The organism is Stutzerimonas stutzeri, assembly GCF_000219605.1.
Lineage (GTDB): Bacteria > Pseudomonadota > Gammaproteobacteria > Pseudomonadales > Pseudomonadaceae > Stutzerimonas > Stutzerimonas stutzeri.
The window spans coordinates 2,221,188-2,242,920 of sequence record NC_015740.1 but is presented as its reverse complement, the minus strand read 5'-3'; the positions used below and the strand labels follow the sequence as shown (position 1 = coordinate 2,242,920).

The following is a 21,733-nucleotide window of genomic DNA, read 5'->3' as shown; positions in this document are numbered from 1 at the left end:
GAGTGAGAAAGTCGCGGTATTGAAGTGGGTGGGTGCCGGAGCGGCATTGATGCTGGCGGGTGCGCCGCTGGCGGGCGCGCAGGAGGCGGCGGTGCTGGATTCGGTCGTCATCACTGCCGATCAGGAACGTGCCGACGGACCGGTGCAGGGTTATCGCGCCAAGCGCACGCGCAGTGCCACCAGGACCGATACGCCCATCGAGGAAATACCGCAGTCGATCAGCGTCGTCCCGGCCTCGGTGCTGGACGACCTGGACAGCCCGCGAGTGGAAAGGGCGCTGGACTTCGCCGGGGGCGTTGCACGGCAGAACGACTTCGGCGGCCTTACGATGTACGAGTACAGCGTCCGCGGGTTGACCACCAGCGAGTTTTACAAGGATGGCTTCAGCGTCAACCGGGGCTACATGAACCCGCCGGACGCGGCGAGCATCGAACGTGTCGAGGTTCTCAAGGGACCGTCCGCCAGCCTGTACGGCCGTGGCGATCCGGGCGGCACCCTCAACATCGTCAGCAAGCGGCCGCAGCTGGATAGCTTCGCCCGTCTCGACCTGAGCGCCGGGCGTTGGGATCGCTACCGCAGCGCGTTGGACTTGAACACGCCGCTGGGTGAAGACGGCAATATGCTGTACCGCATGAACATCGCCGTCGAAGACAACAAGAGTTTCCGCGACCATCGCGAATCCGAGCGGCAGTTCGTGGCGCCGTCCTTCAGCTGGGAGCTGAGTCCCGATACGCGGTTGCTGGTGCAGGCTGAGGTGGTGCGCAACCGGCAGACCTTCGACCGCGGGGTGGTCGCACCCGGCGGCAACCTGGGCCGGGTGTCCCGCTCGGCATTCTATGGCGAACCCTCCGATGGTCCGATCAGCAACGACAACGAAACGCTGCAGGCCGAACTCGAACACGACCTCAACGAGGTCTGGACACTGCGCCTGGCCAGTCACTACAAGCAGGGGCGCATGGACGGCTATGCCACCGAAGCAGCGGCGGTCGCAGCAGACGGCCGAACGCTGTCGCGCAACTTGCGCTATCGCGACTATGACTGGCAGGACGCGATCACCCAACTGGAGCTGCACGGCCGGGTGGACACCGGTTCGATCGAACATCAGCTGCTGATCGGCACCGAGTACGAACGCTATGCCTTGAGCGAATTCATGCTGCGCTCCGACAACCTGCGCAGCATCGACCTCTACAATCCCGTCTATGGCTCACCGCGACCGGCGTTCAATCCGGCCCGCACGGTCGATCGCAACGAGTTGGTGCACAACCGCGCACTGAATCTGCAGGACCAGATGCGTCTGACCGACAAGCTGTTCGGCGTGGTGGGGGCCCGTTACGACCATTACGAGCAGCGCCTGGACAACGAGGTGAGCGGTCGGCGAGCCGAGCAGACGCACGAAAAGATCACGCCTCGGGTCGGCGTGCTCTACCAGCTGTTGCCGGAGGTCGGCTTGTTCGCCAACGCTTCGCAGTCGTTCAAACCGAACAACGGAGCCGCTGCCAGTGGCGCGACCTTCGATCCGGAAGAGGGCATGGGCTACGAGGCGGGCGTCAAACTCGACCTGTTCGATGGCCGTCTGGGCCTGACCGCCGCGGCATTCCACCTGACCAAGGAGAATGTGCTGACCAGCGATCCGGCCAACGATGGCTTCCAGATCGCTGCGGGCGAAGTTCGCAGCCGTGGTGTGGATCTGCAGCTCGCCGGCCAGCTCACCGACGCCATTCGAGTGATCGGCGCCTACGCCTACGTGGATGCGGAAGTGACCCGCGACAACACCCTGGCGCGCGGCAGTCGCCTGCTCAACGTGCCGCGCCACAGCGGCAGCCTGCTGACCACCTACGAGTTCCAGGATGGCGATCTGCGCGGTCTTTCCCTGGGCGGTGCGCTGAACTATGTTGGCGATCGGGCAGGGCAGGCCCACAGCGACTTCGAACTGCCGTCCTACACCACGGTCGACCTGCTCGCGCGCTACCAGGCCACGCAGAACCTGACGCTGGGAGTCAACCTGAACAACGCCTTCGACCGTACCTACTACGAGCGCTCGTACAGCAACGTCTGGGTGATGCCGGGCGATCCGCGCAACCTCAGCCTGAGCCTGTCCCTGGCGCTCTGACGGCGGTCGGCTGCGTCACAGCCAGCCTTTTTCCCGGTAGTAACGTTCCGCGCCCTCGTGCAGGGGCGCGGTCAGGCCGACGCGGATCATGTCCTCGGCTTGAAGCTCGGCGAAGGCCGGATGCAGGCGCTTGAATCGTTCGAGGTTGTCGAACACCGACTTGACCAGCTGGTAGACGACTTCGGGGTCGGTCTTGCTGGTGGTGGCCATAACCGCCTTGCCGCCGATCGAAGGGACCGCGTCATCGACGCCCGGATAGAGCCCGCCGGGGATCGGCGCCGCGCTGTAGTAGTCGGCCTTGGCGAGCAGGGCGTCGATCGCCTCGCCCTCGACCGGGATGATCCGCGCCTTCACGTTCGTCAGTGCCTCCTGGATCGCACCACTGGGATGGCCCACCACATAGGTGATGGCATCCAGGTTGTTGTCGCCCAGTGCCGAGGCCATCTCTGCGGGTTTGAGTTCGGCGGCCAGGGCGAAGCTGGCATTGCTCCAGCCTTTGGCCTTCATGACTTCCTCGAAGGTATCGCGGCTGCCGGAGCCGGGCACACCGATGTTCACGCGTTTGCCTTCCAGGCCATCCAGATCACGGATGCCGCTGTCCTCGCGCACCACCACGGTGAGAATTTCCGATTGCAGCGAGAACACCGCGCGTAGCTCGTCGACGGCACCGTCGCGGTCGAACGGGGCCAGGCCTTGCAAGGCCTTGTGCTGATGGTCGGACTGGATGAAACCGAAATCGTACTCACCATTCTGCAACGCCACGATGTTGGTCACACTGCCGGCGGTGGAGGGTGCGTTGCACTTGATGGCCGGCTTCACCTCCGCGCGATTGAGGAAGCGGCACACCGACTGGCCGGCGGTGTAGTACACGCCGGTCTGGCCGCCGGTGCCGATGGTGACGAAACGCTCCTGGGCGAGCGCGCCTGGGCTCGCCATTGTCAGCGCGCCTGCCAGGGTGATGCCGAACAGGCCGATACGGATCTGGTGGTTCATCGTGGTTCCCTCTTGTTGGTTTAGTCGGAACGGTACGGCTGTGAGATCAGCAGGTTAGGCTCAGCCCCTGCAGCGAAACCGCTGGCGGCGATCCGCCGATTTCGCTGGCCAGCAGGTCGGCGCTGCCGCAGGCGAGCGTGAAGCCCAGGCTGCCGTGGCCGACGTTGAGCCAGAGATTATCGATGCCGCTGCGGCCGATGAGCGGCGTGCCCTCCGGTGTGGCTGGGCGCAGACCGGCCCATTGGCGGGCGTGCCGGTAGTCCCCCGCGTCGGGGAAGGTCGCGCCAGCCAGGCGCTGCAGCGTCGCGATGCGTTTGTGGTCGAGTGCGCTGTCCCAGCCGCCGATATCCACCATTGCCGCGACGCGCAGCTGATCGTCCAGGCGGGCATAGACGACCTTGTTGTCGTAATCGGTGACGTTGGTCTGCGGCACCTGGCTCCGTTCGCCCAGCGGCAGGGTCAGGCTGTAGCCCTTGAGCGGATAGATCGGCAGATCGATGCCCAGGGGCCGCAGCAGCCCAACACTGGATGTTCCGGCGGCGATCACCACATGATCGACAGTGATCTCCTCCCGGCCGATACGCACGGCACGCACGCGGCGACCGTCGCTGGGCAGCGCCTCCACCGCCTGCCCGGTGTGCAGGCGGAACGCTGGCGAGGACTGCAGCCGCTGCAGCAGCTGGTGGCAGAACCGTTGGCAATCGGCGACCTCGTCACCTGGCGAGTAGATGCCGCCCTGCAATGCGGCGCTCAGTGGCGCCAGTGCAGGTTCGATCTCCACACATTGAGCCGCATCCAGCAGCCGTTGACCGGACCGCTCATCCAGCGCCGCAGCGCCTTTGGCGAGGCTTGCCCGATCACGGTAGATCACCAGCTTGCCGTTGGCGCGCCAGGCGAAGCCGTCCAATCGGTCCTCCTCGCGCCATCTGCGCAGAACCTGTTGGCTGTGCAGGGCCAGGCGCAGCAGATGAGCGGCGTTGCGGCGGTTGACCGAGCGCCGGCAGGCCGCCAGGAAGCGCAGGCACCAGCGCCATTGCCGCAGGCTCGCCCGCGGACTGAAGCGCAGGGGCGCCGTCTGCCCGCGCAGCATCCAGCCCAGTGCCTGCAGCGGCACGCCGGCATCGGCTAGGGGCGAGACGTAGCGATAGCTCAGCTGGCCGCCGTTCGCGAAGCTGGTTTCCTGACCCACATCGTCACGCCGTTCGATCAGCTCGACCGAGTGCCCTTGGCGCACCAGAGAATAAGCGGTGGCCAGCCCGATGACGCCGCCGCCGACGACTGCAACACGCATGCACTGCCCCTCGTATTCGATCAGCGCAGCCTAGGCGCCAGCCAGCGAGGCGGCCAATGAAAGGATGGAGGCCAGCCATAACCTGCGGTTATGCTCGGGGCTGGAGGAGGGCCGCACATGCGTCTGCGTCATATCGAACTGTTCCAGGCGATTCTGCAAACCGGCAGCCTCACTGCCGCGGCCGAGCTGCTGCATATCTCCCAGCCGGCGGCGAGCAAGATTCTCAAGCATGCCGAGCAGCAGCTCGGCTTCGCCCTGTTCGATCGGGTGCGCGGCAAACTGCAGCCCACCGCCGAGGCGCGACTGCTGCAGCAGCAGACCGAGCGCCTCGCCATCGACCTGCAGAACCTGCGCCGCCTGGCCGACAATCTCGGGCGAGGCGACGCCCGAGCCCTGCGTCTGATTTGTACCCCGGCACTGGCCCAGGCGCTGCTGCCGATGGCCTTGCAGCGCTGGCGTGAGCGTTTTCCGCGCACCGCCTGCCAGCTCGCCACTCAGCACACTGTGGAGATCGTCGAGGCCTTGCTGCTACGCGAGGCGGACCTCGGCCTGACGCTGCAGGCAGTGGAACACCCCGGCCTGTGCAGCTGCATGCTCACCGAAGGACGCATGCGGGTGATTGCGCCGCCCGGGTGCTGGGCGCAAGAGGAGCTGGACACGCCAGTCCGGTTGCAGGCGCTGGCGGGCCGGGCGCTGATCGGCCTGGATACCCGCGATGCCCTTGGCAGCCTGCTGCGGGGGCATCTCGAAGAGCTCGACCCACCGCCGCGCGTGGTCACCTGGGTGCAGACCTATCAGCTGGCGCGCCAGCTGGTATCGGCGGGGCAGGGCGTGGCCCTGGTCGATCCATTCACCGCGCTGGCGACCGATGGCGGCGAGGTGCAGACGCGTTTGCTAGAGCCCGCCATCAGCGTGCCGCTCTATGCCCTTACCCGGGTGCACGAGCAGCCGCTGCCGGCGCAGGCAATGCTGCTCGATGCACTCGGCGAGCAGGCCGCGCGATTGCTACAGGCCGAGCATGCCTGAGCGAGGGCCGTTACCATGAGCGCTTTGCGCCGATGACCATGCACGACGATTCACCGCTGCAACGTTACCAGCAGGCCCTTGCGCAGGGTGGATTCGTACCGGATCCCGCGCAGCAGCACGCCGCGCAACTGCTCGAGGCCTGCCACCAGGCGTTGCGTTGCGCTGACGGCGCGCCGTCCGGGGTCTACCTGTGGGGCCCGGTCGGCCGTGGCAAGACCTGGCTGATGGACATCTTCCACGCTTGCGTTCCCGTGCCTGCGCGCCGCCAGCACTTTCACCACTTCATGCGCTGGGTACATGTTCGGCTGTACCAGCTCAATGGCACGGCTGATCCGTTGCAGGCGCTGGCGAAAGGGCTTTCGGAGGAAATTCGCGTGCTCTGCTTCGACGAGTTGTTCGTCGGCGACATCGGCGACGCGATCATCCTCGGTCGGCTGTTCCAGGTGCTCTTCGAGCACGGCGTGGTAGTCGTCGCCACCTCCAACCAGCCACCGGAGCAGCTCTACGCCGATGGCTTCAATCGCGAACGTTTTCTGCCGGCCATCGATGCCATCGTTCGGCACATGCAGGTGCTGAGCGTGGACGGGGACACCGATCACCGCCTGCATCCGGGTGCTGCGCAGCGGCGCTACTGGGTCGCCGCGCCCGGAGCTAGCTCGGCGCTGGCGGTCGTGTTCGCCAGCCTGGCCGGAGGCCCTGGCAGCGGCGAGCCGCTATCCCTGGGCCGTCGCCCCCTGGCGGTGGTGCGCCATGACCAAGCGGTGCTCTGGTGTCGCTTCGCCGACCTTTGCGAACAGCCGTTCTCGGCGCTGGACTTCATCGAGCTGTGCGATCGCTTCACCGCCATACTGATCAGTGATGTACCGCGTCTGGGTGGCGCGCCGCGGGAAGGACGCATCGCCCGTGGCACCGAGGATGCGGCGACGCGAGTGGTCGCAGGAGACCGCCAGCTGCCGACGCTCGCCGCCCGGGACGATGCGGTGCGGCGCTTCATCGCCCTGGTCGACGAGTGCTACGACCGGCGGATTCCGCTGTATATCGAAGCCGAGGTGGCCCTGGACGAGCTGTATACCGAGGGGTATCTGGCGTTCCCGTTCCGCCGCACGCTGAGCCGGCTGCGGGAGATGCAGCTGCAGCGCTTCGGCCACGGGCATCTGAGTCAGTCGCGGTAGAACACCTGCACCAGGTGATAGCCGAACTGGCTCTTTACCGGGCCATGCACCTCACGCAGCGGCTTCTTGAAGATCACCTGATCGATGCTGCGCACCATCTGCCCAGGGCGCACTTCGCCGAGGTCGCCGCCTTTCTTGCCGGACGGGCAGGTCGAATACTTGCGGGCCAGCACGTCGAACGCCTCGCCGTTAGCCAGGCGCTTCTTCAGCTGCGCGGCTTCGGCTTCGGTCTTGACCAGAATGTGGCGGGCCATAGCTTTGGGCATGTCGCTGTCCTCGTGCATTGAGGGGCGCGATTGTAGTCGCCTTGCCGCGCTTGTCGATCGTCCAGCCGTTGCGCTGTCGGCACTGGGTCTGGTCAGGCGCGACGAGCGGTAGTTTTATCTGTATGTTTGATAGCGCTAACATCCGGCCAAACAAGCACAACAACGACGGATTTCTTCATGCCTTCAAAGCAGCCTTCCCGGGCTACCGCGTTGCCGGTCCTGGTTGTCATGGGCGTCAGCGGTTCGGGCAAGACCGATACCAGCCACGCCGTCGCCGACGCGCTCGGCCTGCCGCACATCGAGGCGGATAACTTTCACCCTGCGGAAAACGTCGCGCGTATGCGTGCCGGTACACCGTTGTCCGATACCGACCGCGTGCAATGGCTGCACGCCCTGATCGGCGAGATGCAGCGCACGCTCGATAGCGGCAGTGGCTTCGTCCTGGCCTGCTCGGCGCTCAAGCGCAGCTATCGTGAGCTCTTGCGCAGTGCTGTCCCGGGATTGCGCTTCGCCCATCTGGCCATCGATTACGACACCGCGGTGCAGCGCGTCGGTGCGCGACCGGGGCACTTCATGCCGATCTCCCTGGTCGACAGCCAGTTCGCCACCCTCGAATCGCCCGAGGGTGAGCCAGGCGTGTTGACCGTCGATGCCAGTCAGCCCCGCGACGTGGTGTTGCTGCAAATCGTCGAATGGATGCGCGGCGCCGATGTGGATGAACTGATCGAGTCCCGCGTCGATCTTTCCGCGCGTCCGTTTGATAGCGCTACCACGGCGCCGCCGCTGACCAATGCGCCGATCTACAGCGGCGCGTTGGCGCAGCGTTTCGACCGCCTGACCGACTGGCTGATGGCCGCGCTGATGGCCTTTATGGTCATCGTGGTGTTTTCCAGCGTGGTGCTGCGTTACGCGTTCGGCACCGGCTGGACGGGTGCCGAGGAACTGTCACGGCTGGCATTCGTCTGGCTGGTTTTCGTCGGCGTCGCTTCGAGCATGCGCCGCGGCGAGCTGATGAGCTTCGCCATGCTGCGTGACCGTTTCCCTCATCTGATGCGCCGGCTGGTCGACTCGCTGAGCTGGCTGCTAGTGGCAGGCGCGAGTTGTCTGGCGGCCTGGGGCGGATGGAACCAGATGCAGTTCGGCTGGACCATCAACAGCCCGGTGGTCGGTTACCCGCTGGGCCTGGCAATGCTGCCGGTAGCGGCGAGCATGTTTGCCATGGCTGTACTGGCGCTGGTGCAGCTGGTGAATGTCTGGCGGCGCGACCAGCCAGCGGCAGCAGCCACCGCGAACATCACGGCGGACTGAGCGATGCCGCATTCAGAACAATACGGGCACTGCCCAACCGAGGACCTTTCATGACCGTCGTCGTCTTCCTCTCTTCGTTGCTGGGCTTCATGACGCTTGGCATGCCCATCGCCTTCGCACTGCTGCTCACCGGCTCGGTGCTGATGTGGTACCTGGATTTCTGGGACGTGCAACTGCTCGCGCAGAACCTGCAGGCTGGCGCTGACAGCTTCCCGCTGCTGGCGGTGCCGTTCTTCATCCTGGCCGGCGAGCTGATGAATGCGGGTGGCATCTCACGGCGCATCATCGCCATGGCGCAGGCCTATTTCGGCCACAAGCGTGGCGGCTTGGGTTACGTCGCGATTGCCGCTTCGGTGCTGTTGGCCAGCATGTCCGGCTCGGCATTGGCCGATACCGCCGCGCTGGCGACGCTGCTGCTGCCGATGATGCGCGAGCGCGGCTACCCGCTGAGTTCGTCGTCGGGCCTGGTGGCGGCGGGCGGGATCATCGCCCCGATCATTCCGCCGTCGATGCCGTTCGTGATCTACGGCGTGGTGACCGGCACGTCGATCAGCCAGCTGTTTCTCGCCGGCATGGTGCCGGGGCTGATCATGGGCATGGGCCTGATCGTCGCCTGGACGCTGATCGCCCGGCGGATCGACGAACCGAAGCAGGAAAAGGCCAGCGGTGCCGTGCGCCGCCGCGTGCTGGTCGATGGGGCGGCGGCGCTGATGCTGCCGGTGATCATCGTCGGCGGCCTGCGCGGCGGGCTGTTCACCCCGACCGAAGCCGCCGTGGTCGCCGCGGTCTACGCGCTGGCGGTCTCGACCCTGCTGTATCGCGAACTGACCTGGGCCGGGCTGGTCGAGGTGCTCACGCGTGCCAGCCGCACCACGGCGTCGGTGATGTTTCTCTGCGCCGCGGCGACGGTATCGGCGTACATGATCACCCTGGCCCAGCTGCCCGACGAGATCGCGGCGATGCTCGGTCCGCTGGCGCAGGATCCCAAGCTGCTGATGGTCGCCATCATGCTGCTGATGATCGCTGTCGGCATGGTGCTGGACCTGACCCCGACCATTCTGATCCTCGGTCCGGTGCTGGCGCCGATCGCGATCAAGGCCGGCATCGATCCGGTGTATTTCGGCGTGATGTTCGTGCTGATCGGTTCCATCGGGCTGATCACCCCGCCGGTAGGCACCGTGCTCAACGTGGTCGGCGGCATCGGCCGGCTGCGCATGGAAACCCTGGTGCGCGGCGTGATGCCGTTCTTCCTGGTCTACCTGGTGATCGTCGGGCTGCTCATAGCCGTGCCCTCGATCATCACCGTACCCCTGGCCTGGCTGCGGTAACGCCGGTCGTGCAACTCCAACGACACACCCAACAGCCCAACAACAAGAAAGGTACCGCTCCATGAAACGACTCATCATCAGCACCCTGACCGCCGCATTGCTCGGCAGCACACTCGGCCTCGGCCAGGTCCACGCCGCCGACGACATCCGCCCGCGCATGATCCGCTTCGGCTACGGCCTCAACGAAGACAGCAATCAGGGCAGGGCAGTGAAACTGCTCGCCGAAGAGGTGGCCAAGGCTTCGGACGGCAAGCTGAAAGTGCGTACCTTTGGTTCGGCCAGCCTCGGCTCGGACGACCAGATGCAGAACGCGCTGATCGGCGGCGCACAGGAAATGATGGTTGGCTCGACCGCGACGCTGGTTGGCATCACCAAGGAAATGGCGGTGTGGGACACGCCGTTTCTCTTCACCGATCCTGGGCAGGCCGATCAGGTACTGGACGGGCCGGTGGGTCGGCAGATTATGGACAAGCTCGAGGAAAAGGGGCTGGTCGGGTTGGTCTACTGGGAGAATGGCTTTCGCAACGTGACCAACAGCGCGCGGCCGATCGAGAAGTTCGAGGACTTCAATGGCATCAAACTGCGCGTGATGCCCAATCCGGTGTTCATCGACACCTTCAAGCGCATGGGCGCCAATGCGGTGCCGCTGCCGTTCTCCGAGCTGTTCACTGCGCTGGAAACCAAGGCGGTGGACGGCCAGGAAAACCCCTACAACACCATCCTGTCCGCGAAGTTCTATGAAGTGCAGAAGTTCCTCAGCGTGACCAATCACGTCTACAGCCCCTGGATCGTCACGGCGTCCAAGCGCTGGTGGGACGGGCTCTCGGAAACCGAGCAGGGCATCATCATGGCGGCGGCCCAGAAGGCGCGTGATGCCGAGCGCGAGGACACCCGTCGCGAGGCGAGCCAGGCCCTGGCGGCGCTGAAGGAGCACGGCATGCAGATCAACGAGGTCAGCCCGGAGGAGGTCCAGCGCATGCGCGAACAGGCGCAGCCGGCGATCCAGACGGTGATCGACGCCGTCGGCCAGGAGCTGTTCGACCAGGTCCAGGCCGAAGTCGAAAAGGCCGCGCGCTAGGAGCCGATCGGCACCTGCCCGCTGCTAGAATCCGCCGCTTTCGACCCATGGATTGCGCATGACCACACGCCGTCGCCGCTCCGCCGAGCGGGTAACCCTGTCCGATGTCGCACGCAACGCCGGCTGCTCGCTGATGTCGGCATCCCGCGCGTTGTCACAACCGGAGCTGGTTTCCGATGCATTGCGTGAGCGGGTCGAGCAGGCGGTCAAGGCGCTCGGCTATGTGCCGCACCCCGCGGCGCGCAGCCTGGCCAGTTCGCGATCCAACCTGGTGGCGGTGATCATCCCCTCGCTGTCCAACGCGGTGTTCGTCGATACCGTCGAGGCCATCCAGCGCGTGCTGATGCCGGCGGGCTACGAAATGATGATTGGCGTCAGCCACTATCGGCCCGAGGAGGATGAACGCCTGCTGCGCGCGTACCTGGCCCATCAGCCGGCCGGACTGCTGCTCACCGGTTTCGAGCGCAGCGAGGCGGCGCGGGCAGTGCTGGCCAGCTACACGGCGCCACGGGTCACGCTGATGGAGCTGAGCGATCAGGCGGACAGCTATTGCGTCGGCTTCTCGCAATTGCAGGCCGGCGCGGCGATGACCCGCACGCTGCTCGAGCGCGGCTATCGTCACGTTGCGTTCGCCGCGGCGCAGCTCGACCCTCGGACCCTGCAACGCGCCGAAGGCTACCGTCAGGCCATGCGCCAGGCCGGTCGCTATGAGCCGACGCTGGAGCTGCTGACGCCGCAGCTGTCGTCCATCGGTCTTGGCGCGGAGCTGCTGGATCGGCTGCTGGCGCAGCATCCGCAGATCGACGCGGTGTTCTTCAACAACGACGACCTGGCCCTCGGGGCGCTGTTTCGCGCCCATCAGCTGGGGCTCGAAGTGCCGGGGCGGTTGGCAATTGCCGGTTTCAACGACTTGCCGGCCGCAGCCTGGATGCATCCGGCGCTGAGCACGGTGCGCACCCGGCGTGGCGAGATCGGCGAGCTGGCGGCGCAGATGCTGCTGAGCCTGATGCGGGGTCAGCAGCCTGCGGAGCGTTGTATCGATGTGGGCTTCGAAGTGGTGATGCGCGACAGCGCCTGAGGCGGGCTTTCACCCGCCAGGGCATCAGAGGTCCTGCTGCGCGGTGACCTGCTGGGCGATCTCGATCATCTGCTCGCGCATCCAGCGGTTGGCTGGATCCTGATCGGTGCTTTCATGCCAGTAGATGTGGGTTTCCAGCGGCATGATGTCCACCGGCAGGTCGACCTGGTGCAGGTTGTGGCGCCGGGCGAAACGCTCGGGAACGGTCACCGCCATGTCGGTCTGGTCGATCACCTGGGTCGCCATCAGGTAGTGCTGCGAGCGCAGGGCGATCTTGCGCTGCAGGCCCATCTTGCCCAATGCCAGGTCCACCAGACCGAGCCCGCTGCGGCGGCTGGAAATGTGGATGTGCGACAGCGACAGGTATTGCTCCAGGGTGAGCTTGTCCTTGGCCAGCGGGTGGCCGCGGCGCATGGCGCAGATGTAACGGTCTTCCAGCAGCTTGACGTGACGCACCTGCGGGTCGGTGTTGAGTGGCGCGTCCATGGCGAAGTCCAGGCGGCCGGCGGCCAGCTCCTTGGTCGTCTCGCGGCGCTTGGCCAGCATGCTCTCGATCTTCACGTTGGGTGCCAGGCGGCGCAGGCGCTGGAACAGCGGCGGCAGCATCACCGCCTCGGTGAGGTCGGTCATGCTGATGCGGAACGTCTTGTTTGCCTGCGCCGGGCTGAAGGTGCGGCTTTCCTGCACCGATACCCGCAGCAGCTGCAGCGCATTGCGCACCGGGCCGATGATGTTCTGCGCCATCGGCGTCGGCACCATGCCCTGGGCGGTGCGCACGAACAGCGGATCGTTGAACGTCTCGCGCAAGCGGGCAAGGGCGTTGGAAACAGCGGGCTGGGTGATGCCGACGATCTGCCCGGCACGGGTCAGGTTGGCCTCGGTGTAGATGGCATCGAAGACGATGAAAAGATTCAGATCGACCTTGTTCAGGTTCATTGTTGTGCTCTCCGGCGTGTATCGGAATTCGCCGATCATATATCGGTGATGAATGTTTATACACGAGGAAAATAGCTTCGATAAATCGCTGGGCCTCCTCTAGCATTCAAAACTACAAAACATTACCTGCCAGAAGGTTGTCGCCCATGAATTTCGCCTACTCCCCGAAGGTTCAAGAGCTGAGAGAGCGCGTGCAAGCGTTCATGGATGCTCATGTCTATCCCGCCGAAAAGGTGTTCTACCAGCAGGTCGCCGAGGGTGACCGCTGGCAGCCGACCGCTATCGTCGAGGAGCTCAAGGCCAAGGCCAAGGCGGAGGGGCTGTGGAATCTGTTCCTGCCGGAATCGGAACTGGGCGCCGGCCTGACCAACACCGAATACGCACCGCTGGCGGAAATCATGGGCAGCTCGGGCCTCGGCCCGGAAGCGTTCAACTGCTCGGCGCCGGATACCGGCAACATGGAAGTGCTGGTGCGCTACGGCAGCGAGGCGCAGAAGCGCGAGTGGCTGGAACCGTTGCTGCGCGGCGAAATCCGTTCGGCCTTCGGCATGACCGAGCCTGGCGTGGCCTCGTCCGATGCCACCAACATGGAAGCCCGCGCGGTGCGTGAGGGTGACGAGTGGGTCATCAACGGTCGCAAGTGGTGGACCTCCGGCGCCTGCGACCCGCGCTGCAAGATCATGATCTTCATGGGCCTGACCAACCCGGATGCACCGCGCCACGCCCAACACTCGATGATTCTGGTGCCGATGGATACTCCCGGCGTGAAGGTGCTGCGCCCGCTGCCAGTGTTCGGCTACGACGACGCCCCGCACGGCCACGCGGAAGTGCTGCTGGAAAACGTGCGGGTACCGTACGAGAACGTCATCCTCGGTGAAGGCCGCGGCTTCGAGATCGCCCAGGGGCGTCTCGGCCCAGGCCGCATCCACCACTGCATGCGCTCGATCGGTGTCGCGGAACGCGCACTGAAGCTGATGTGCGAACGTGCCGTCAGCCGTACCGCCTTCGGCAAGCCGCTGGCCCGGCTGGGCGCGAACTTCGACCACATCGCCGAGTGCCGCATCGAGATCAACATGGCGCGCCTGCTGACACTGAACGCGGCGTACATGATGGACACCGTGGGCAACAAGATCGCCGCCAGCGAGATCGCGCAGATCAAGGTGGTCGCACCCAACGTCGCGCTGAAGGTCATCGACCGCGCCATCCAGATCCACGGTGGCGCCGGGGTTTCCGAGGACTTCCCGCTGGCGCACTGGTGGGCGATGCAGCGTACCCTGCGCCTGGCCGATGGCCCGGACGAGGTGCATCGGGTGGCCATTGCCCGTCACGAGCTGGGCAAGTACGTCCCGCGCGAGGCGCTGCGCAGCCGCTGAGGCGTCGTCCCGGGGAGCAAAGGCAAAGCCACACACCGTGGCTTTGCCTTTTTTATGACCGTTTGCCTGTGACCGAGCGCTGCGCCTCAGGAGGCGACCGGCGTCAGCTCCGGCGGTGTCTGCCCGCCGTAGGTGCTCGCCACCAGCTGCCGATAGCGCCGATAGGCCTGCTCATAGGCCCGGACCGACTCGGCGACCGGCGCGACCGCGGTGTCTTCGTCCAGGCTGACGCAGCGCGAGCAGATGGCTTGGAGGCTGGCTTCGGGATCCTGCTGTCGCGCATGGCACCATGCCGCCTGGATCGCGCCGCCCAGCGCCGCGGCCTCGCTGTGGCGGGTGCAGACCACCGGCGTGGCCATCAGGTCGGCGACGATCTCTCGCCACAGCGGGTTCTTCGCGCCGCCGCCGATGAGCTGGATCCGCTCGCTGCGAATGCCGCTTTCGCGCAGCAGGTCCAGCCCGTAGCGCAGGCCGAAGGTCACGCCTTCGAGCACGGCGCGGCAGAGGTTGGCGCGGCTCAGGTTTTCGGCGGTCAGGCCGTGCAGGCTGGCGCTGGCCTGGGGCAGGGCGGGGACGCGCTCGCCGTTTAGAAAGGGCAGCATGGTGACACCCTCGCAGCCGATCGGCGCTTGCGCCACTAGCGCGTTGAACGCCTCCAGGTCCAGCTCCAGCAGGCCGCGCATTGCCGCGTTGGCATTGGTCAGGTTCATGGTGCAGATCAGCGGCAGCCAGCCCCCGCTGGACGAGCAGAAGGTAGCCACCGCCGGCTGCGGGCTGATACGGGGTTCGCCGGAAAAGGCGTAGAGCGTGCCGGACGTGCCCAGGCTCATGGTGATGGCGCCGGGGCGGATATTGCCGGTGCCGATGGCGCCCATCATGTTGTCGCCACCGCCGCTCGCAACCATGGCCTGCGGATTGAGCCCCAGCCGGGCAGCCAGTTCGGGCCGGATGCGGCCGACCGGCTGGTGGGACTCGATCAGCTCGGGCAGCGCGGTCTCCAGACGTCCGTCGGCATCGATATGGCGCAGGATCTCGGGTGCCCATTGCCGCGCGCGCACGTCGAAATAGCCGGTGCCGGAGGCATCGCCGTATTCGCTCGCGCACCGTCCGGTCAGCCAGTAGTTGAGGTAGTCGTGGGGCAACAGGATATGGGCGATGCGTGCGAACAGCGCGGGGTGCTGCTCCTTCATCCACAGCAGCTTGGAAACCGTGTAGCCCGGCGCGATGACGATACCGAGGCGCTGCAGCGAACCCTGTTCACCGCCCAGCCAGTCGAGCAGGCGCTGATTCTCCGCAGCCGACTCCGTGTCGCACCAGAGCTTGGCCGGGCGCAAGACGCGGCCCGCGGCATCGAGCGTGACCAGGCCATGCTGCTGCCCCGAGACACCGATGCCCAGCACGGCGCCGCCGTCGACCCCGGCCTCGGCCAGTGCAGCGGCGGTAGCGCTGGCGAAGGCGGCGGTCCACTGCCCGGTGTCCTGCTCGCGCCGGCCGTTGGGCCCGCTGATCAGATCGTGGCCGGCCGAGCCCTGGCCGAGCACGCGTCCGCTGCTGACGTCGAGCAACAGCGCCTTGGTGCCCTGGGTACCGCAATCGATCCCGAGAAACATGCCGGGTCCCTCACTGCGTCAGCAACAGATCAAGGGTGCCGCTCACCCCCAGCGTGCGCAGCCGCAGCAGGTTGCGCTCGAAGGCATCGCGGAAGGCGAGCGAACGCGGAATCTGCGTGCCGAAGATCTCCTCGCGCCCCAGCAGGCGTTCGGTGAGGCCATCGTCCTCCGCAGCGAGGGACTGGCAGAAATCCGCGCGCGGATCGGGGATGCGGTACCGCTCGCCGTTTTCATCGACGCCCCGCAGATACAGCGCCCACGCGGCGACCACCAGGGCGGCCCGGTCCAGGGCGGCGTTATCGGCGATCAGGCGGTTGATGGTCGGCACAGTGAACTTGGGAAACTTCGACGAGCCGTCGGAGCACACCCGCTCCAGCTGGTCGGCGATCGCGCAGTTGGAGAAGCGCTCGATCAGGGTCTGCTTGTAGCGGGCGAGATCGATGCCTGGCACGGGAGCCAGTTGCGGAGTGACGTCCTCGTCCATGTAGCGGCGGATGTACTCGACGAACAGCGGATCGGCCATGGTTTCGTGGACGAAGCGATAACCGCGCAGGAAGCCCAGGTAGGTCAGCGCGAGGTGGCTGCCGTTGAGCAGCTTGATCTTCATCTCCTCATAGGGCGAAACGTCGTCGGTGAACTGCACGCCGACCTCTTCCCAGGCCGGCCGACCGGCGACAAAGCGGTCTTCCAGTAACCATTGCACGAAGGGTTCGCAGACCACCGGCCAGGCGTCATCGAGGCCGTGCTGACGCTTGAGATCTTGGCGATGCGCCGTGCTGGTCATGGGCGTGATGCGGTCGACCATGGCGTTGGGAAAGCTGACGTTGCGCTCGATCCAGCGGGCCAGGTCAGGGTCGACCAGGCCGGCGAAGGCCAGCGTGGCCTTGCGGGTCACGTCGCCGTTGTGGGGGAGGTTGTCGCAGGACATCACCGTGAAGGGGCCGGCACCGTCGCCGCGGCGCTTGGCCAGCGCCGCGCAGAGCAGACCGAACACGCTGACCGGGCGGCGAGGGTGCTGCAGGTCGTGTTGAATCTGCGGCAGTTGCGCATTGAACTGGCCGGTGCTGTCGTCCAGGCAATAGCCGCCCTCGGTGATGGTCAGCGAGACGATGCGAATCGCCGGATCGGCCAGGCGGGCAACCACCGCCTCGGAACCATCCTCGTCCACCAGCAGCATGTCGCGAATGCTGCCGATCAGCCGGACCTCGGTGTCAGGCCGGTCGTCGAGCTCGACCAGGGTGTAGAGATAGTCCTGCGCGGCCAGCGCGTCGCGCATGGAGCGTTCCTCGGCGCGCGTGCCGATGCCGCAGATGCCCCATTCCAGCCCCTCGCCGGTGTTCATCAGCGCATCGGTGTAGGCCGCCTGATGGGCGCGGTGAAAACCGCCCACGCCGATATGGGCGATGCCGGTGGTGACCTCGGCCAGGCGGTAATCGGGGCGCGCGATAGGGCCCGGCAGCTGTGGCAGATTCGCTTCGTTCAACTTCATCTCGGGCCTCGCTGGGCTTGAATGTGGAAAGCCGGGGGCCGGATCGCTGCCATTGCAGGCGCAGCGATCTGCCGGTAAGTCAGGGCTTGGGTGGCGGGGTGGTCAGGCCGCCTGCTGCAGCGACTGGCCGACTGCGACGCCATTGCTGTCGAAGAGGTGGCAATGGGTGGCTTCCAATGTCAGGGACAGCGACTCGCCATAGCGCGGGGTGAAGTCACCGCGGATGCGCATGGTCAGCTGCTCGCCGTTGCCGGTGACCACGTGGCAGTAGGTGTCGCTGCCCAACCGCTCGCTAACGTCCGCCTTCACGGTCAACTGGCAGTTGCCTTCGCTGCCACGGTTGAGGTGTTCCGGGCGGATGCCGAGGGTGACCGGATCGCCCGTCTTCAGCGTGGCGCCGCTCACCGGCAGGAACAGACGGCAACCGGCGTCGAGCTCGACTTCGCAGCCGCTGGCTTCGACACGGCTTGCGCGGCCTTTGAGAAAGCCCATCTTCGGTGTGCCGAGAAAGCCCGCGACGAAGAGGTTGGCGGGATTGTGATAGAGCTCCATGGGTGAACCCACCTGCTCGATGCGTCCTCCATTGAGTAGCACCACCTTGTCCGCAAGGGTCATGGCTTCGACTTGGTCGTGAGTCACGTAGATCATCGTCGCCTGCAGCTCCTGGTGCAGGCGCGACAGCTCCAGACGCATCTGCACGCGCAGCGCGGCATCGAGGTTGGACAGCGGCTCGTCGAACAGGAAGACCTTGGGGTTACGCACGATAGCGCGGCCAATGGCGACACGCTGGCGCTGGCCGCCGGACAGTTGTCGCGGCTTGCGTTCGAGCAGCGGTTCCAGCTCCAGGGTGCGGGCGGCTGCCTCGATCTTGCGCGCTACTTCCTGTTTGTCCGCGCCGGCGAGATCCAGGGCGAAGGACATGTTCTTGCGCACCGTCATGTGCGGGTAGAGCGCATAGGTCTGGAACACCATGGCCAGGTCACGCTTGGCCGGGCTGACATCGGTGATGTCGCGCCCGTCCAGTTCGATCCGCCCGCTGCTGACCTCCTCGAGCCCCGCGATCAGGCGCAGCAGGGTGGACTTGCCACATCCGGAGGGGCCGACGAAGACGACGAATTCGCGGTCGCGGATGTCCAGGTCGATGCCCTTGATGATCTCGTTGCCGTCGAAGCCTTTCTTCAGGTTGTGGATCTTCAGGTCTGCCATGTTCGAATCCTCAGTTGTTCTTGGTTGTCAGGCGGCACTCATTTCACGGCGCCGAACGACAGGCCGCGCACCAGCTGCTTCTGGCTGATCCAGCCGAAGATCAGTATGGGGGCGCAGGCGAGGGTGGAGACGGCCGAGAGCTTGGCCCAGAACAGGCCTTCGGGACTGGAGTAGGAGGCGATCAGCGCGGTCAGCGGCGCGGCGTTGGACGAGGTCAGGTTCAGCGACCAGAAGGCTTCGTTCCAGCACAGGATCAGCGACAGCAACATGGTCGAGGCGAGCCCGCCCTTGCTGATCGGCAGGAGCACGCGAAGCATCTCCTGCAGCAGCGTGGCACCGTCCATGCGGGCCGCTTCGAGTATGTCGCGGGGGATGTCCTTGAAGTAGGTGTAGATCATCCACACGAGGATCGGCAGGTTGATCAGCGTGTAGATGATGATCAGCACCGCGCGGCTGTCGAGCAGGCCGAACTGCTTGGCCAAGAGGTAGATCGGCACCAGCACGCCCACCGGCGGCAGCATCTTGGTCGAGAGCATCCAGAGCAGCGTGCCCTTGGTGCGCTTGGTCTCGTAGAAGGCCATCGAGTACGCGGCGGGAATGGCGATCAGCATGCCCAGCGCGGTCGCGCCGAAGGAAATGGTCACCGAGTTCCAGGCGTACTTGAAGTAGCCGCTGCGGTCCTGGATGTGCAGGTAGTTTTCCAGCGTCGGCGTGAAGATGAACTGCGGCGGCGTGGCGAAGGCGTCGATCTCGGTCTTCAGGCTGGTCAGCAGCATCCAGAAGATCGGGAAGAACAGCAGCAGCGCCACGGCCCAGGCGAACAGCCCGACCACCAGGGTGTTGAGGCGGCGACTTTGTTTGAGCGTCAGCATCGGTCTGTCCTCAATATTTCTCGGTGAGATTCTTGCCGAGCATCCGCACCAGGATGATCGCCGCGATGTTGGCGATCACCACCGCGATCAGGCCGCCGGCCGAGGCCATACCGACATCGAACTGCAGCAGCGCCTGGTTGTAGATCAGGTAGGCGAGGTTGGTGGATGCGTAGCCGGGACCACCGCTGGTGGTGGTGAAGATCTCGGCAAATACCGAAAGCAGGAAAATGGTCTCGATCATCACCACCACGGCGATGGGGCGGGTCAGGTGGGGCAAGGTCAGGTGCCAGAAGATCGCGATGGGGCCGGCACCATCGAGGCGGGCGGCTTCCTTCTGTTCCTGATCGAGGGACTGCATGGCCGTCATCAGGATCAGGATCGCGAAGGGCAGCCACTGCCAGGACACGATGATCACGATGGACGCCAGCGGATGCTGTGCGAGCCAGTCCACCGGCTGTGCGCCGAAGAACTTCCACACCGCCGCGAGAATGCCCGAGACCGGGTGATAGATGAGGTTCTTCCAGACCAGCGCGCTCACGGTCGGCATGATGAAGAACGGCGAGATCAGCAGCACGCGGACGATCCCGCGCCCGGCGAAGTCCGCTGCCTCCAGCAATGCCGAGATGAGCACGCCGAGTACCACGCTGATCAGCAGCACGCTGCCGACCAGGATCAGGGTGTTGGTCATGCCCGGGATGAAGCCGGCATCGGTCAGGAAGTAGTGGAAGTTCTCCAGCCCGACGAAATCCTTTTCGCCCGGATAGAGCAGGTTGTAGCGCACGAGCGAGAAGTACAGGGTCATCGCCAGTGGAACCAGCATCCACAGCAGCAACAGCACGACCGAAGGGCTGACCAGGAACCAGCTCGGGGCCAACCTCGGCCGGCGGCGCTCGGCAGGTTGTGGTGATGCGTTGCTCGCAGGGGCCTTGGGCAAGGCAGTCGTGGTGGTCGCCATGATGATGCTCCGGCTGAAGAGGGGCCGATGAGGGCTCGCGGAGCCCTCGCGGGTTTACGCCTTCACGGGACGTGCGGCTGGTCTACTTGGGATAACCGGCGCGTTTCATTTCGCGGGTGGTCGACTGCTGCACCGCGGTGAGCATCTGCTCGACCGGCATCTGCCCGGTCAGCGCGGCGGAGAACATCTTGCCGACCTGGGTACCGATGGCCTGGAACTCAGGGATGGTGACCAGCTGGATGCCGACGTAGGGCACCGGCTTGGCCGATGGTGAGGCGGGATCGGCCTGCTTGAGCGACTCCAGGGTGATCTCGGCGAACGGCGCGGCCGCCATGTACTGCTCGTTGTAGGTGGACTCGCGCGTGCCCGGCGGCACGTTGGCGACGCCATCGGTTTCGGCGACGAGCTTGGCGTAGTCCTTGGAAGTCGCCCAGGCGGTGAAGGTCTTGGCGGCGTCCTTCTGCTGGGAGCTGGTCGGGATCGCCAGTGCCCAGGAGTACAGCCAGGCCGAGCCCTTGTCGGTGGTCTCCTGCGGTGCGAAGGTGAAACCGACCTTGTCGGCGACCTTGCTCTGCGATTCATCGGTCACGAAGGAGCCGGCAACGGTCGCATCGACCCACATGGCGCATTTGCCGCTGTTGAACAGCGCCAGGTTTTCGTTGAAGCCATTGCTGGAGGCGCCGGGCGGGCCGTACTGGCTGAGCAGGTCGACATAGAACCTGGCCGCCTTGGTCCATTCGGGGCCGTCGAATTCGGGTTGCCACTTCTCGTCGAACCAGCGCGCGCCGAAGGCGTTGGCGACGGTGGTGACCAGCGCCATGTTCTCGCCCCAGCCGGCCTTGCCGCGCAGGCAGATGCCGTACTGGTCCTCGCCAGGCTCGTGCAGCTTCTCGGCGAACTCGGCCATCTGGGTCCAGGTGGGGTGTTCGGGCATTTGCAGGCCGGCCTGTTCGAACAGGTCGGTGCGGTAGTAGGTCATCGAGCTTTCGGCATAGAAGGGCAGCGCGTAGAGGGTGCCATCGACCGAAAGGCCTTCGCGAACCGAGGGGAATACGTCGTCCAGGTCGTAGTCGTCAGGGAGGTCGGTCATCGGAGCGAGCCAACCCTTGTCGCCCCACAGCGAGGCTTCGTACATACCGATGGTCAGCACGTCGAACTGCCCACCGTTGGTGGCGATGTCGGTGGTCAGGCGCTGACGCAGGACGTTTTCCTCCAGCACCACCCAGTTGAGCTTGATGTCGGGGTGCTGCCGTTCGAAGGTCTTGGAGAGGCGCTGCATGCGGATCATGTCCGCGTTGTTGACGGTGGCGACGGTGAGGGTTTCGGCGGCCTGGGCCATGCCGAGCGAGGCGATGCAGGCGGTGCCGAGCAGCAAGTGGAATGCTTTCATTCGTGGACTCCCCTCCAGGCCGGAACCTGAAGCAGCTATTGTTTTTGTTGTTGCCCGCGTACTGCGCTACGAGCGTCTCGTGGGCATTACAGCGCCCGAAGTGGCAGCGCGACAAAGCCGTGACTGCACTTCTACCGATACGTTTTTGCACTCCTTGGACTGAGGGCGACCGCCCACGGTGCCGCTACCCAGACGCCTTCAAGAGGCTCAAGAACAAGGCTTTTCCATGACCTTAGAGAGGTGTGCGGAGCA

The 21,733-nt window shown here is 65.4% G+C and carries 18 protein-coding genes; 8 read left to right on the top strand and 10 right to left on the bottom strand.

Going from position 1 to position 21,733, the window contains the following annotated elements:
- Positions 1 to 49: 49 nt before the first annotated feature.
- Entirely contained in the window at positions 50 to 2,110 is a 2,061-nt protein-coding gene (locus PSTAB_RS10435; RefSeq protein WP_049790820.1) for a TonB-dependent siderophore receptor, read from the top strand.
- 15 nt (positions 2,111 to 2,125) lie between these two features.
- Here the strand turns inward: PSTAB_RS10435 and PSTAB_RS10430 are convergent, their stop codons facing one another.
- Both PSTAB_RS10430 and PSTAB_RS10425 read right to left on the bottom strand, forming a co-directional pair.
- Positions 2,126 to 3,103, bottom strand: coding sequence for a TAXI family TRAP transporter solute-binding subunit (locus PSTAB_RS10430; protein WP_013982869.1), 978 nt, complete (start codon positions 3,101 to 3,103; stop codon positions 2,126 to 2,128).
- A 46-nt stretch (positions 3,104 to 3,149) separates the two neighbouring features.
- The gene (locus PSTAB_RS10425) at positions 3,150 to 4,394 is read right to left on the bottom strand and encodes a D-amino acid dehydrogenase (RefSeq protein ID WP_013982868.1); all 1,245 of its coding nucleotides are present in this window, start codon (positions 4,392 to 4,394) and stop codon (positions 3,150 to 3,152) included.
- A gap of 117 nt (positions 4,395 to 4,511) precedes the next feature.
- Here PSTAB_RS10425 and PSTAB_RS10420 point away from each other — a divergent pair, with 117 nt between their 5' ends.
- Complete coding sequence (locus PSTAB_RS10420) at positions 4,512 to 5,420, top strand: LysR family transcriptional regulator (RefSeq protein WP_013982867.1); 909 nt, start codon at positions 4,512 to 4,514, stop codon at positions 5,418 to 5,420.
- A gap of 32 nt (positions 5,421 to 5,452) precedes the next feature.
- Complete coding sequence (gene zapE / locus PSTAB_RS10415) at positions 5,453 to 6,592, top strand: cell division protein ZapE (RefSeq protein WP_013982866.1); 1,140 nt, start codon at positions 5,453 to 5,455, stop codon at positions 6,590 to 6,592.
- On the opposite strand, the gene PSTAB_RS10410 is transcribed toward zapE, so the two are convergent.
- Positions 6,580 to 6,858, bottom strand: a complete 279-nt coding sequence (locus PSTAB_RS10410; RefSeq protein ID WP_011913333.1) for a peptidylprolyl isomerase — start codon at positions 6,856 to 6,858, stop codon at positions 6,580 to 6,582. The genes zapE and PSTAB_RS10410 overlap by 13 nt on opposite strands.
- Positions 6,859 to 7,086: 228 nt before the next feature.
- Between PSTAB_RS10410 and PSTAB_RS10405 the strand changes: the two genes are divergently transcribed.
- The 4 genes from PSTAB_RS10405 to gntR all read left to right on the top strand — a co-directional run bounded on the left by PSTAB_RS10405 (position 7,087) and on the right by gntR (position 11,650).
- Entirely contained in the window at positions 7,087 to 8,166 is a 1,080-nt protein-coding gene (locus PSTAB_RS10405) for a gluconokinase, GntK/IdnK-type (protein ID WP_013982864.1), read from the top strand.
- A 50-nt stretch (positions 8,167 to 8,216) separates the two neighbouring features.
- Positions 8,217 to 9,494, top strand: coding sequence for a TRAP transporter large permease (locus PSTAB_RS10400; RefSeq protein WP_011913330.1), 1,278 nt, complete (start codon positions 8,217 to 8,219; stop codon positions 9,492 to 9,494).
- Between the two features lie 61 nt (positions 9,495 to 9,555).
- The gene (locus PSTAB_RS10395; RefSeq protein WP_013982863.1) at positions 9,556 to 10,572 is read left to right on the top strand and encodes a TRAP transporter substrate-binding protein; all 1,017 of its coding nucleotides are present in this window, start codon (positions 9,556 to 9,558) and stop codon (positions 10,570 to 10,572) included.
- A gap of 58 nt (positions 10,573 to 10,630) precedes the next feature.
- Positions 10,631 to 11,650, top strand: a complete 1,020-nt coding sequence (gene gntR, locus PSTAB_RS10390) for an HTH-type transcriptional regulator GntR (RefSeq protein WP_013982862.1) — start codon at positions 10,631 to 10,633, stop codon at positions 11,648 to 11,650.
- Positions 11,651 to 11,674: 24 nt separating this feature from the next.
- On the opposite strand, the gene PSTAB_RS10385 is transcribed toward gntR, so the two are convergent.
- Positions 11,675 to 12,586, bottom strand: coding sequence for a LysR family transcriptional regulator (locus PSTAB_RS10385; RefSeq protein WP_011913327.1), 912 nt, complete (start codon positions 12,584 to 12,586; stop codon positions 11,675 to 11,677).
- Positions 12,587 to 12,732: 146 nt separating this feature from the next.
- On the opposite strand from PSTAB_RS10385, the gene PSTAB_RS10380 reads away from it, so the two are divergent.
- On the top strand, positions 12,733 to 13,959 hold the full coding sequence (locus PSTAB_RS10380; protein ID WP_013982861.1) for an acyl-CoA dehydrogenase: 1,227 nt from the start codon (positions 12,733 to 12,735) through the stop codon (positions 13,957 to 13,959).
- A gap of 86 nt (positions 13,960 to 14,045) precedes the next feature.
- On the opposite strand, the gene xylB is transcribed toward PSTAB_RS10380, so the two are convergent.
- The 6 genes from xylB to PSTAB_RS10350 form a co-directional block, all read right to left on the bottom strand.
- A complete protein-coding gene (xylB, locus tag PSTAB_RS10375; protein ID WP_013982860.1) occupies positions 14,046 to 15,569 on the bottom strand; it encodes a xylulokinase in 1,524 nt (507 codons plus the stop codon).
- Between the two features lie 10 nt (positions 15,570 to 15,579).
- Positions 15,580 to 17,058 carry a mannitol dehydrogenase family protein gene (locus tag PSTAB_RS10370; protein ID WP_013982859.1) on the bottom strand — a complete coding sequence of 493 codons (1,479 nt, stop codon included), beginning with the start codon at positions 17,056 to 17,058 and terminating at the stop codon, positions 15,580 to 15,582.
- Positions 17,059 to 17,160: 102 nt separating this feature from the next.
- Entirely contained in the window at positions 17,161 to 18,264 is a 1,104-nt protein-coding gene (locus PSTAB_RS10365; protein WP_013982858.1) for an ABC transporter ATP-binding protein, read from the bottom strand.
- 38 nt (positions 18,265 to 18,302) lie between these two features.
- Positions 18,303 to 19,136, bottom strand: coding sequence for a carbohydrate ABC transporter permease (locus tag PSTAB_RS10360; RefSeq protein WP_011913322.1), 834 nt, complete (start codon positions 19,134 to 19,136; stop codon positions 18,303 to 18,305).
- 10 nt (positions 19,137 to 19,146) lie between these two features.
- Positions 19,147 to 20,091, bottom strand: coding sequence for a carbohydrate ABC transporter permease (locus PSTAB_RS10355; protein WP_013982857.1), 945 nt, complete (start codon positions 20,089 to 20,091; stop codon positions 19,147 to 19,149).
- A gap of 82 nt (positions 20,092 to 20,173) precedes the next feature.
- Entirely contained in the window at positions 20,174 to 21,481 is a 1,308-nt protein-coding gene (locus PSTAB_RS10350; RefSeq protein WP_013982856.1) for an ABC transporter substrate-binding protein, read from the bottom strand.
- Between the last annotated feature and the right edge of the window lie 252 nt (positions 21,482 to 21,733).

Coding starts and splice junctions, on each gene's coding strand:
- PSTAB_RS10370 (WP_013982859.1), bottom strand. CDS start 17,058: ATGAAGTTGAACGAAGCGAATCTGCCACAGCTGCCGGGCCCTATCGCG.
- PSTAB_RS10350 (WP_013982856.1), bottom strand. CDS start 21,481: ATGAAAGCATTCCACTTGCTGCTCGGCACCGCCTGCATCGCCTCGCTC.
- gntR (WP_013982862.1), top strand. CDS start 10,631: ATGACCACACGCCGTCGCCGCTCCGCCGAGCGGGTAACCCTGTCCGAT.
- PSTAB_RS10420 (WP_013982867.1), top strand. CDS start 4,512: ATGCGTCTGCGTCATATCGAACTGTTCCAGGCGATTCTGCAAACCGGC.
- PSTAB_RS10380 (WP_013982861.1), top strand. CDS start 12,733: ATGAATTTCGCCTACTCCCCGAAGGTTCAAGAGCTGAGAGAGCGCGTG.
- PSTAB_RS10410 (WP_011913333.1), bottom strand. CDS start 6,858: ATGCCCAAAGCTATGGCCCGCCACATTCTGGTCAAGACCGAAGCCGAA.
- PSTAB_RS10435 (WP_049790820.1), top strand. CDS start 50: ATGCTGGCGGGTGCGCCGCTGGCGGGCGCGCAGGAGGCGGCGGTGCTG.
- PSTAB_RS10355 (WP_013982857.1), bottom strand. CDS start 20,091: ATGGCGACCACCACGACTGCCTTGCCCAAGGCCCCTGCGAGCAACGCA.
- PSTAB_RS10385 (WP_011913327.1), bottom strand. CDS start 12,586: ATGAACCTGAACAAGGTCGATCTGAATCTTTTCATCGTCTTCGATGCC.
- PSTAB_RS10430 (WP_013982869.1), bottom strand. CDS start 3,103: ATGAACCACCAGATCCGTATCGGCCTGTTCGGCATCACCCTGGCAGGC.
- PSTAB_RS10405 (WP_013982864.1), top strand. CDS start 7,087: ATGGGCGTCAGCGGTTCGGGCAAGACCGATACCAGCCACGCCGTCGCC.
- xylB (WP_013982860.1), bottom strand. CDS start 15,569: ATGTTTCTCGGGATCGATTGCGGTACCCAGGGCACCAAGGCGCTGTTG.
- PSTAB_RS10365 (WP_013982858.1), bottom strand. CDS start 18,264: ATGGCAGACCTGAAGATCCACAACCTGAAGAAAGGCTTCGACGGCAAC.
- PSTAB_RS10400 (WP_011913330.1), top strand. CDS start 8,217: ATGACCGTCGTCGTCTTCCTCTCTTCGTTGCTGGGCTTCATGACGCTT.
- PSTAB_RS10395 (WP_013982863.1), top strand. CDS start 9,556: ATGAAACGACTCATCATCAGCACCCTGACCGCCGCATTGCTCGGCAGC.
- PSTAB_RS10425 (WP_013982868.1), bottom strand. CDS start 4,394: ATGCGTGTTGCAGTCGTCGGCGGCGGCGTCATCGGGCTGGCCACCGCT.
- zapE (WP_013982866.1), top strand. CDS start 5,453: ATGACCATGCACGACGATTCACCGCTGCAACGTTACCAGCAGGCCCTT.
- PSTAB_RS10360 (WP_011913322.1), bottom strand. CDS start 19,136: ATGCTGACGCTCAAACAAAGTCGCCGCCTCAACACCCTGGTGGTCGGG.